The 10,672-nt window shown below is 33.8% G+C and carries 11 protein-coding genes; 4 read left to right on the forward strand and 7 right to left on the reverse strand.

The genetic code is table 11. From position 1 onward, the window contains the following. The first annotated feature begins 109 nt into the window (after positions 1–109). From ACVCZW_RS17370 to ACVCZW_RS17380, 3 genes are all read left to right on the forward strand, one after another. Positions 110–838 carry a hypothetical protein gene (locus ACVCZW_RS17370; RefSeq protein WP_452233025.1) on the forward strand — a complete coding sequence of 243 codons (729 nt, stop codon included), beginning with the start codon at positions 110–112 and terminating at the stop codon, positions 836–838. A gap of 119 nt (positions 839–957) precedes the next feature. Beyond that, on the forward strand, positions 958–3,126 hold the full coding sequence (locus tag ACVCZW_RS17375) for an endonuclease MutS2 (protein WP_452233026.1): 2,169 nt from the start codon (positions 958–960) through the stop codon (positions 3,124–3,126). Between the two features lie 119 nt (positions 3,127–3,245). Further along, complete coding sequence (locus ACVCZW_RS17380; protein ID WP_452233027.1) at positions 3,246–3,662, forward strand: thiol-disulfide oxidoreductase DCC family protein; 417 nt, start codon at positions 3,246–3,248, stop codon at positions 3,660–3,662. Positions 3,663–3,666: 4 nt separating this feature from the next. Here the strand turns inward: ACVCZW_RS17380 and ACVCZW_RS17385 are convergent, their stop codons facing one another. The 7 genes from ACVCZW_RS17385 to aroC all read right to left on the reverse strand — a co-directional run bounded on the left by ACVCZW_RS17385 (position 3,667) and on the right by aroC (position 9,435). Further along, positions 3,667–4,041, reverse strand: coding sequence for a hypothetical protein (locus ACVCZW_RS17385; protein WP_452233028.1), 375 nt, complete (start codon positions 4,039–4,041; stop codon positions 3,667–3,669). Positions 4,042–4,068: 27 nt separating this feature from the next. Next, positions 4,069–4,335, reverse strand: a complete 267-nt coding sequence (locus tag ACVCZW_RS17390) for a hypothetical protein (RefSeq protein WP_452230081.1) — start codon at positions 4,333–4,335, stop codon at positions 4,069–4,071. A gap of 333 nt (positions 4,336–4,668) precedes the next feature. Continuing rightward, entirely contained in the window at positions 4,669–5,832 is a 1,164-nt protein-coding gene (locus ACVCZW_RS17395) for a sulfurtransferase (protein ID WP_452233029.1), read from the reverse strand. Between the two features lie 6 nt (positions 5,833–5,838). Next, on the reverse strand, positions 5,839–6,225 hold the full coding sequence (locus ACVCZW_RS17400; protein ID WP_452233030.1) for a hypothetical protein: 387 nt from the start codon (positions 6,223–6,225) through the stop codon (positions 5,839–5,841). 172 nt (positions 6,226–6,397) lie between these two features. Then, the gene (locus tag ACVCZW_RS17405; protein ID WP_452230084.1) at positions 6,398–7,720 is read right to left on the reverse strand and encodes a dicarboxylate/amino acid:cation symporter; all 1,323 of its coding nucleotides are present in this window, start codon (positions 7,718–7,720) and stop codon (positions 6,398–6,400) included. Positions 7,721–7,757: 37 nt separating this feature from the next. After that, entirely contained in the window at positions 7,758–8,327 is a 570-nt protein-coding gene (locus tag ACVCZW_RS17410) for a hypothetical protein (RefSeq protein WP_452230085.1), read from the reverse strand. A 49-nt stretch (positions 8,328–8,376) separates the two neighbouring features. Then, complete coding sequence (aroC, locus tag ACVCZW_RS17415; protein ID WP_452233031.1) at positions 8,377–9,435, reverse strand: chorismate synthase; 1,059 nt, start codon at positions 9,433–9,435, stop codon at positions 8,377–8,379. A 169-nt stretch (positions 9,436–9,604) separates the two neighbouring features. Between aroC and ACVCZW_RS17420 the strand changes: the two genes are divergently transcribed. Next, positions 9,605–10,486, forward strand: coding sequence for a hypothetical protein (locus ACVCZW_RS17420; protein ID WP_452230087.1), 882 nt, complete (start codon positions 9,605–9,607; stop codon positions 10,484–10,486). The last annotated feature ends 186 nt before the right edge of the window (positions 10,487–10,672 follow it).

Below are 10,672 nucleotides of genomic sequence, written 5' to 3' on the forward strand. Positions count from 1 at the left end.
ATCTAATCCTTTTAATAAAAATGACAAATCAATTTATCTCTTAACATTCCTATTCCCAACCCAATTCCGTAAATTTGTTGTCTCAAAAAAGCATAAAAAACACAAGTAAATGATAAGGGAAAAAGTTTTGGAAGCAATCATCGCAGGATATCGAAATACGATTCAGCAACGCTATCAATATGAAAACATTAAAGACAATTACCAACTTCCAGAATCTATTGATGCCGAAACCGTAAACCAGCTTCGAGAATATTTTCTGAAGTATATGTATCCCGAATTTTCGAAACGACAAGAGTTAAATAGCGCTTTTAATAGTCTGGAAGAATTTACGAAACATCCTAAAAAATTAGTCGGCATTGCATTAGATGCTACCAAACTAATTTTTAAATACGGAAGACATCTTCCTAAAATATTAAATACCGGATTAAAAGCCATGCAGTCTTTTAAAGCTGCAGATAATTTTGAAAATAACCTGGTGGATGAAGCGATTAAAAACAAGATCGACGGACCTTATAATCCAGAAAAAATAGATGCGCTGATAAAATTATTATCACGAGAAGAAATAGAGAAATTTATTCATATTTCCGAATCGTTATTCGAAGTCTTACACGATAAAGTGCTCATCAACAAAATAAAAGGGATTATTGCATATCTTATTCAAAAGATGCGCAAAAAGGAAAATATCTATACGCCAAGTCAAATTAAAGGATTAGAAATTGGACTAGAAATGCTTACCGAAGGCGATGCGCTTTTTAACCGTTTGTCTTTAGCAGACCAGCAAAACCTTATCGATCTGATTATAGAAGTCGAAAAAGATGCCTTAGCACGTATTTTTTAGAAACCGGTAAAGCGGTAACTAAAATTCGAAGTCTCAAGGCAATTCCGTAACTTTGTTATGCTATAAAAAAGATTAATAAAAGAATTGAGGATTTTCCGTCTTCACGGAAAAGAAATTACATGATAAACATTCCAGAAAAAACATTACAAGATTTAGAGTTTTCTACCGTTTTACAACAAGTCAGCGAGCTTTGTGTTACGCCTTTAGGAAATGCAAGAGCATTAGAAATTACACCTTTTAAATCTAAAGAAGAATTACAATTAGCCTTGCAATTGGTAGACGAATATCTGTCGTCTTTTCACAATGATAACCGCATACCAAATCATGGTTTTGATACCATTACCAAAGAACTGAAGCTTTTAAAAATTGAAAACACCTTTTTAGAAATTCATAGTCTTAAAAAAATAGTTTCTATTTCTTTAACCTGTAATGAAATTGTAAAATTCCTTAAAAAGTTTCAAGAGTACTATCCCAAACTACATGATTTTGCTTTTTATATAGAAGTGACTACCGAAATTATTGAAAAGGTAGATGCCAATGTAGATCGTTTTGGCGATATTAAAGATGATGCTTCTGCCCTACTTTATGAAATTAGACAAAGCATCAATAAGCTAAAAGGTAAAATTAATGGCAGTTTTTCTTCGGCTTTAAACCAATACCACCAATTAGAATATTTAGATGATATTCGCGAATCGGTGGTAGAAAATAAGCGTGTACTTGCGGTAAAAGCCATGTACAGACGTAAGGTGAAAGGTGCTATTATGGGAAGTAGCAAAACGGGAAGTATTGTTTATATTGAACCAGAAGCGACCTTAAGACATACCAGAGAACTTAATAATTTAGAGTTTGAAGAAGCCGAAGAAATTGTAAGAATCTTAAAAGCACTTACTGGTTTTATTCGTCCGTTTTTACCTTTATTAGAAAAGTATCAGGAGTTTTTAATTGCCATTGATGTGATTGCTGCTAAAGCAAAATATGCACGTTCTATGGATGCCATTCTTCCGGAAATTAACGAAAATAGAACCCTTTTTATACGCGATGCGTACCATCCATTATTGCTTTTAAATAATAAGGCTAAGAAAGAAAAAACCTTTCCGCAGACTATAGAATTAAAACAAGACAGCAGGATTATCGTAATTTCTGGTCCTAATGCTGGAGGAAAAAGTATTACACTAAAAACCGTTGGTTTACTGCAAGTCATGTTGCAAAGCGGGATGCTAATTCCTGTACATGAACGCAGTTCTGTGTGTTTATTTGATAGAATTTTAAGTGATATTGGCGATAACCAATCCATAGAGAATCATTTAAGTACCTACAGTTACCGACTAAAACAAATGAATTATTTTTTGAAGAAGTGTAATAAAAACACGCTTTTCTTAATTGATGAATTTGGAACCGGTTCCGATCCAGAACTTGGTGGTGCTTTAGCCGAAACTTTTTTGGAAGAATTTTACCATCGCGAAGCCTTCGGAATTATCACCACACACTACTCCAACTTAAAGCTTTTAGCCAACGAGTTGCCTTTTATGGAGAATGCAAATATGCTTTTTGACGAAAAAAGTTTAGAGCCTATTTATAAACTGATTATTGGTAATGCAGGAAGCTCGTTTACCTTTGAAGTAGCGCAGAAAAACGGTATCCCTTTTAGTTTAATCAACCGTTCTAAAAAGAAAATAGAACGTGGTAAAGTACGTTTTGATGCTACTATTGCTAAGCTTCAAAAAGAAAGAAGTAAACTAGAAAAAACCGGACAGTCTTTAAAGGAAAACGAAAAGAAGAAGCTTGCTGAAGCAGATAAGTTAGAAGAAATTAATGCGAAGGTGCAAAAAAAGCTAGAAAACTATCAAGAGTTATATGATAGCAACCAGCGTTTGGTGTATCTAGGAACTAAGGTGAATGATTTAGCCGAAAAGTTTTTCGATAACAAACAGAAAAAGCAATTAATGGCAGAATTGTTTAAACTGGTTCAGATTGAAAACTCGAAACGTAAAAAAGTTACGGTCAAGCAGAAAAAAGCGATTAAACATAAAGAGATACAGGTCAAACAAGAAGTAGAAAAGAAAGTAGAAGTCATTCGCGAAAAGAAAAAGGAAGCGAAGAAAAAAGCAATCGTTCCCGAAAAACCGAAAGCCATTTTAAAAGTTGGCGATCGCGTGCGTATGGAAGATGGTCGTGCCGTTGGAACTATTGATAAAATAGAAAAAAATAAAGCAGTTGTGAATTACGGTATTTTTACGACTAATGTTAGTGTGAGCATGTTGGAACTTGTGGAAGCGGTGAAGAAGTAGCTGTTGGCTGTTGGCAAAATGAACAATAGCTATGTCATTGCGAGGAGTTTACGACGTGGCAATCTCAAAAAAAGAAAGAATAACTAACAAAAGATTCCTGCCTACGCAGGAATAATACTATGAACCAATTACCAAAACATAAACAACTAATCCTATTTGATGGTGTTTGCAATCTATGCAACAGCACAGTACAATATGTGATAAAACACGATAAAAACGATGTGTTTCGGTTTGCTGCCTTACAAAGTGATATTGGTCAAACAATCATAACTAAATACAATATCGATACCGAGAAAACAGACTCTATTCTACTCTATTCCAATGAAAATGGATTAAAAGCAAAATCTACTGCTGCATTGTATATTGCAAAGCATCTAGGTTTTCCGAATAATATAATGACTGTGTTTTTGATTGTGCCAACCTTTATAAGAAATGGCGTATATAATTATATTGCTAAAAACAGGTATAAATGGTATGGCAAAAAGGATGATTGTATGATTCCGACTCCAGAATTGAAAGGTAAGTTTTTAAGCTAATGGCTTAGTCGGTTCTATTAAAAGGGATTTCTGAAATGGCGCTTAAAATAAGTTGTCCTTCTTCATTAAAAGAAAACGGTGTGTTTATCTCTTCGTACATCATTAATTGTAAATTGGTAGCAGAAGAATTCCACTCTAAAGATACTGCATTAGAAATAGCGGTTCCATCATCATGGTTTTCCGAAGTAAATTTAACTCCAGTATTATCCGCAAGAAAAACAAAGCCATTTGCAAAACTACTATTGGAATCCGCACGCTGCCATTCCCCAATTAAGGCATTGGTTTCATCTTGGCTATCGTCTGCATCACTACTACAAGAAAATAAGGTAGAAACAATAGTTAACAGTATAACGAAACTTAATTTTATGGTGCTTTTCATTTTAATAACTTATAGATATATCTCGTATTAGCAAGTTTTAATACCTCGCTTCGTTTTAAAAATTAAGTGTTTTCTACCAGAAAGTGTATTTTCAATAATGTACTTGTACGATTTTTTTCTAGTAATGGTATTCTTATCTACCGTAAAGAATAATTCTGTTTCATTAATCGATGGTACAGAAATACTTTCTATAGTTAGCGGAGTTATATGTAATTCATTTACAATTTCTAATTCTTGTGCAGATGCAGCAAAAATAGATAATGAAAATAAAAAGAGGGAAGTTACTAGTTTCATGAGACCTTTAATTTAATACTATAAATATACTCCTAGTATTTAGTATGCTAAAATATACTCGGTATAGAACGAGTAAATTAGATAAGTAAAAAAATTATGTAAAAAGTATCGATAAACAACAAGCTTATTTCAAGCTACTTAAAATAAAAACGATGGTTTTATTCGTGTTTCTATTGGCCATACACGAATCTGCGCTATGTTTTACAGATACGCAAAAGGCTTTATTTGTTAGAGATTCTATAGAATTTAAATAGGACAAAGCGATTTTTATGGTTAGCAAAAGCTTTCCTATACTATTAGAAATTATTGGTGCTACCGAAAGTTTTCACATCGCTAAACATGTAATAGTTTGCTTAAACTTCTGTACATGGTACGTTCGTAAACATCAAACTCACCATCGGCAAAAAACATTCTTTTAATTTCTGCTAACAACGTATCTATAGCTTCTCCTGTGAAATGATGTTCTTTTAAACCTGCTTGTATTTTCTCAATACTTTGATAGTCGTTATCTGCATCAAATTCATCATGAATTTTCTGAAAAGTCTGCATGTCTACTTTTTCAATGATTAGGTTTCGCTCTTTATTATCTTCTTCAAAATTAGAATTTGCAGCGTATAATAAAGTGTAAGCAACGAGTTCGTTTTTAGTCCAATGCATTGTATTTTCTTTTGTAATTAATGCTCCGTATTCTGTCCATGAACCATCATAAACAGCAGTGTTTTTATAGCCAAGTATATCTGCTCCAAGTGCTAAAACACAAGCCGTAATACCAGAACCACAAGAAAAAACAAAGTTTTCCTTTTTGTTGGTAGCTTGATTAAAAACCGCTTGTAATTCTTCTTTGGATACTAGCTTATTATTTTCTAGTAGATCCTGAAACGGAAGATTTATGGAGTTTGGTATCGTTCCACTTCGCAGTCCTTCTCTGGGTTCAGCAATACTTCCATTAAATCTACCTGCAGATCTTGCGTCTAAAATAGTATAGTTTTCGTCTTCTTGAATTTTTAAAATGTCATCAAAGAACAACATATAACCTGATTGTCGTTTTGCTTCAAAATTCCCTGGTATTACTTGGTGTTCTTGTTTTGTTTCTATTGGTAATTCGTTTGCCTTCCATTCTGGAAATCCGCCATTTAAAACCGCTACATTTTCATAACCAAAGGCTTTAAATAACCACCAAACTCTTGCGCTAGAGTAAATTCCTTTTTCATCGTAAACAACAATTGCAGCATCTTTATTAATACCTAATGCTTGCGCGGAAGCTGTAAATTGTGCTTCGGAAGGAAATGCGCTAGGAAAAGCATCTTCTACATTACTAAACTTCTTTTTTATATCGAAAAATCGCGTATTTGGTATTTGTGTTTCTTCCGGAAAAACGGCACTTCCATTTACTATTTTTGGAATGGTAGCATTTAAAATGACAAGATTAGTTGCAGCTCGGTTTTTATATAACCAGCCTACGGAAACTACAGGTTTTGAAATAGAAATATGCACCATAATTATTTAAATACTAAAAATAAATTCAAATTTATAAAGCTTCTTCTTTGATGTTCTTTTAAATAGCAGGAGATCTTTAATGCTCTTGACGCTCTCCAAAATAGCAGGAGATCCTTTCATGCTCTTGATGCTCTCCAAAATAGCAGGAGATCCTTCCATGCTATTGATGCTCTTCAAAATAACAGGAGATCCTTCCATGCTCTTGATGCTCTTCAAAATAACAGGAGATCCTTTCATGCTCTTGACGCTCTCCAAAATAGCAAGAGATCCTTCCATGCTATTGATGCTCTCCAAAATAACAGGAGATCCTTTCATGCTCTTGACGCTCTCCAATATAGCAGGAGATCCTTTCATGCTCTTGACGCTCTCCAAAATAGCAGGAGATCCTTTCATGCTCTTGACGCTCTCCAAAATAGCAGGAGATCCTTCACTTACTTTGATGATCTCATAAATAGCAAGAGATCCTTCACTTACTTTGATGATCTCATAAATAGCAAGAGATCCTTCGTTCCTCAGGATAAGCGATTCACAACATTTTTTTTAAATAAAAAAATGTGTTCTCTGCTTACTTAACAGCATCATAATTATCATCCCATTCTTTTGGTTTCGGATGGTCATGAAGCTTTCCTAAAGATTTAGCAACAATCATGGAAACCGTAGCATCTCCAGTTACATTAACAACGGTTCTACACATATCTAAAGGTCTGTCTACTGCAAAAATTAAGGCCAATCCAATAGGTAATAATTCCGCTGGGAAACCTATAGATTCTAGAACGATAACTAACATTACCATTCCTGCACTTGGTACAGCAGCACTTCCAATAGAAGCTAATAAAGCAGTGGCAATAATAACTAATTGGTTGGTAAATGTTAATCCTTCTGGCCAAATTACCTGCATAATAAACACCGCAGCAATTCCTTGATATAAACTCGTTCCATCCATATTTACCGTCGCTCCAACGGGTAATACAAAACCAGAAACTTCTTTATCTACACCTAAATGCTCTTCGACACGTTCCATAGTTACTGGTAAAGTAGCAGCACTCGAACTGGTAGAAAATGCTAATAATTGCGCAGGAGAAATTTCTTTTAAAAACCATAGTGGCGATTTCTTTACCACAAACTTTATGAGCACTAAATAGAAACCAATCATTAAGGCTAAACCTAACACTACACATCCGGCATAGTTTAATAGTTTTATAAGGATTTCGGTATCATCAAAGGCTATAATTACATTTGCCATTAATGCGAATACGGCATATGGCGCAAATAACATAATTAAATCGACCATTTTCATTACGACTTCATTTAGCGAATCAAAGAAATTTATTAACGGTTTTGCTTTCTCCTCTGCGATTAGTAATAAGCAAATACCAACAAACAAAGCAAAGAAAATAACTTGAAGCATTTTTGCTTCTCCTAAAGAAACGAATATATTACTTGGAAAAATATCTACTAAAGATTGTAATGGACCAGCATCATTTTGCGCTGTTGCTTTGGCTAATTTATCGGTAACACCAGCATCATTTTCATATTTCATTTTAATTTTAGCAATTGTATCTTGAGACATTCCCGCTCCCGGTTTCACGGTATTTACAATCGTTAATCCTATAATGATAGCAATTAGCGTGGTACCAATATAAATAGCAATGGTTCGTAATCCCATCGATTTAATTTTAGAAATATCTTTTAAATCGGAAATACCTTTAATTAACGAAGCTAGAATTAATGGAACAGCAATTAGCTTTAAAAGGTTAATAAAGATTTTACCAAAAGGTGCAATCCAATCGGAAACAAAATCTTTACCATCATACATATTCATTATGAATCCGAAAATGATACCCAATATCATTCCTATTATTATTTTCCAGTGTAGTGCTAATTTCATGTTATTTGTTTTTCATTTCCGTTAGGCGGAAACTTCGTTAGTTCGTTTTTCTTCCTATTGTTTTATGTCTCCAAACCTCATAAAGATAACAACCTGCATGCTGTTCTTCTGGATTATTAATGGGTAACTCTTTCTGTATTCTTTTCACTTTATCATATTCAGAAATTAGTCCGTACGCATTTAAATCGTTTGGCAGAAACGTTTCATCAAAACCACCACTATTAGTCAAAGCACTTGTGTCTCCTCCTATTTCGATTAAATCATACCCTATAAAATCATAGGTTGCACTTAAATCTGCTTTTTCTTTTTCCGGTTCTTTAATTATAGCTAGCAAATTAAAAAAGGGAATATCTTTCACATTATTCAACACATAATCTAAGGAATTAAAATAGAACATGAGCATTCCGTTATGAGATATAATAAAATCCCATACTTCGGGAGCATCCAAATCCAATACAAATGCTAACCGATTCAAATTACCATCCAAAGAAACTAATTCTTTGACATGAAATAATTCGGTCCAATCGATATATTCTTTCCAGCTAAATCCATCGGTATTATCTGAATCATACGTTTTTAGGGCAGTATAGTAAATTTCAGATTTCATCGGAATACAAATAATAAATTTATGAGATTCCTACTTTCGTAGGAATTTGTTAGTACATTTTATTCAGCAAATAATAATCTGCTAAGACTAATGCTGCCATTGCTTCCACAATAGGAATAGCACGAGGTACCACACAAGGATCATGTCTTCCTTTTCCTTGCATCTCTACCGTTTCTCCTTTGTTATTTATGGTTTCTTGTTTTTGCATAATAGTGGCAACAGGTTTAAAAGCCACACGAAAATAAATATCCATTCCGTTACTTATTCCGCCTTGAATACCTCCAGAAAGGTTTGTTTTCGTACTTCCATCTGGATTAAAAGAATCATTGTGTTCGCTACCTTTCATTTTAGCACCACAGAATCCACTTCCATATTCAAAGCCTTTTACCGCATTTATAGAAAGCATCGCTTTACCAAGTTCTGCATGTAATCTATCAAAAACAGGTTCGCCTAAACCTACAGGAACATTTTGTAAAACGCAAGTTACGGTTCCGCCAATAGTGTCTCCTTCTTTTCTTATTTCTTTAATTCTAGCAATCATTTTCTCTGCAATTGCTTCATCTGGACAACGTACTATATTGCTTTCCGTTTTAGAAAAATCTAAATCTTGATATGGTTTATCGATAAAAATCTCACCAACCGAAGAGGTAAATGCATTAATTTTAACATTACTTAGCACTTGTTTTGCAATTGCTCCTGCAACTACTCTACAAGCGGTTTCCCTTGCAGAACTGCGTCCGCCACCTCTATAATCCCGAACGCCATACTTTTTATCGTAGGTATAATCGGCATGACTAGGACGGTACACATCTTTAATATGGGTATAATCTTTCGATTTCTGATTGGCATTTTTTATGATAAAACCAATTGGCGTTCCTGTGGTTTGTCCTTCAAAAATACCAGAAAGAAACTCTACCGTATCTGGTTCTTTACGTTGTGTTACTATTTCGGACTGCCCTGGTTTTCTTCGGTTTAATTCGTTCTGAATAGCTTCCAAATCTAATTGCAATCCCGAAGGGCAACCATCAATTACACCACCAATTGCAATTCCGTGTGATTCACCAAAAGTGGTTACTTTAAATACATTTCCAAAAGAATTTCCAGCCATTATTATATTGCTAATAGTTATTTGTGCTAATGTAAATCTATTATTAGAGAAATAAAAAAATTAATTATACCAATATTTTTAATGCCTTAAGATTCAAAATATTATCTAAATATTAGTTTGGACTAAAATAATTTAAGCTTATTTTTGTCGCTTAAAAAAATTGATTAATATGAAAAATGTAAAAACACTTTTATTATTTGCTTCTGTTTTACTTATGGCAGCTTGCAGTAGTGACGATTCACCTTCAACTCCAAAGTCTACTTTAACAGTAAATCTTAATGGTATACAACCACTAGATGGCGATTTAACATATGAAGGTTGGATTATGGTAGACGGATTACCTGTTTCTACAGGAAGGTTTAACACAACCTCTGCATCTACCTCTAAAAGTTTTAGAATAGCAACTGCAGATTTAGACATAGCAACTGCTTTTATTCTATCTATTGAGCCAACTCAAAATGATGATCCAGCGCCTTCAAATACTAAAATATTGAGCGGTAATTTTGTTGCTAATGCAGCAACATTAAGCATTACTTCTATGGTTGGTAATTTTGTAGATTCTGCAAATCCTTTTTCTGGATCTTTTGTAAAAGCGACTCCTACAGATAATACGGGAGGAATTGATAATGGTAATAACGACTTTGGTATTTGGTTTATTCAAAACCCAACAACTGCGGGTTTAATTAATTTACCAACCTTAGCAACTGGATGGAAATATGAAGGTTGGGTAGTGTTTAATACTGGAGCAACTCCGGTTACTACAGGAAAATTCACCATGGCTTCTGGTGTAGATAGCGCTTCTCCATATAGTGGAAACGAGCCTGCTCCTTTATTTCCAGGTGAAGATTTTTTATCTAACTTACCTGCTGGTGTAGATGGAAACATTAATGGCTTACCTGTTGTTATTTCTATTGAACCAGATCTTTCAGCAGATGCAACTACGCCATTTTTCTTAAAACCAATCAGTGGTACTGAAGGGATTAACTCGAATGTATTAAGCATTACAACCAATATAAATGCACTTATTAGTGGTACTGCACAAATAAACTAAGCAAACAAAACATAATTTTTACTTTAAAAGCCTCGTTATTCGAGGCTTTTATATTTTCTAATGGCTCCTATTTTTCGAAACGCAAGATGTCTTGTCTTCTTAAAAACGCGTAACATAAAATTTACAATTAACTAGTAATTATATAATTAACAGGTAATATTCAAATAACATACAAGTGTGTTATTT

This window comes from Lacinutrix sp. MEBiC02595 (assembly GCF_053601555.1).

Coding starts and splice junctions, on each gene's coding strand:
- ACVCZW_RS17370 (WP_452233025.1), top strand. CDS start 110: ATGATAAGGGAAAAAGTTTTGGAAGCAATCATCGCAGGATATCGAAAT.
- ACVCZW_RS17375 (WP_452233026.1), top strand. CDS start 958: ATGATAAACATTCCAGAAAAAACATTACAAGATTTAGAGTTTTCTACC.
- ACVCZW_RS17380 (WP_452233027.1), top strand. CDS start 3,246: ATGAACCAATTACCAAAACATAAACAACTAATCCTATTTGATGGTGTT.
- ACVCZW_RS17385 (WP_452233028.1), bottom strand. CDS start 4,041: ATGAAAAGCACCATAAAATTAAGTTTCGTTATACTGTTAACTATTGTT.
- ACVCZW_RS17390 (WP_452230081.1), bottom strand. CDS start 4,335: ATGAAACTAGTAACTTCCCTCTTTTTATTTTCATTATCTATTTTTGCT.
- ACVCZW_RS17395 (WP_452233029.1), bottom strand. CDS start 5,832: ATGGTGCATATTTCTATTTCAAAACCTGTAGTTTCCGTAGGCTGGTTA.
- ACVCZW_RS17400 (WP_452233030.1), bottom strand. CDS start 6,225: ATGAAAGGATCTCCTGCTATTTTGGAGAGCGTCAAGAGCATGAAAGGA.
- ACVCZW_RS17405 (WP_452230084.1), bottom strand. CDS start 7,720: ATGAAATTAGCACTACACTGGAAAATAATAATAGGAATGATATTGGGT.
- ACVCZW_RS17410 (WP_452230085.1), bottom strand. CDS start 8,327: ATGAAATCTGAAATTTACTATACTGCCCTAAAAACGTATGATTCAGAT.
- aroC (WP_452233031.1), bottom strand. CDS start 9,435: ATGGCTGGAAATTCTTTTGGAAATGTATTTAAAGTAACCACTTTTGGT.
- ACVCZW_RS17420 (WP_452230087.1), top strand. CDS start 9,605: ATGAAAAATGTAAAAACACTTTTATTATTTGCTTCTGTTTTACTTATG.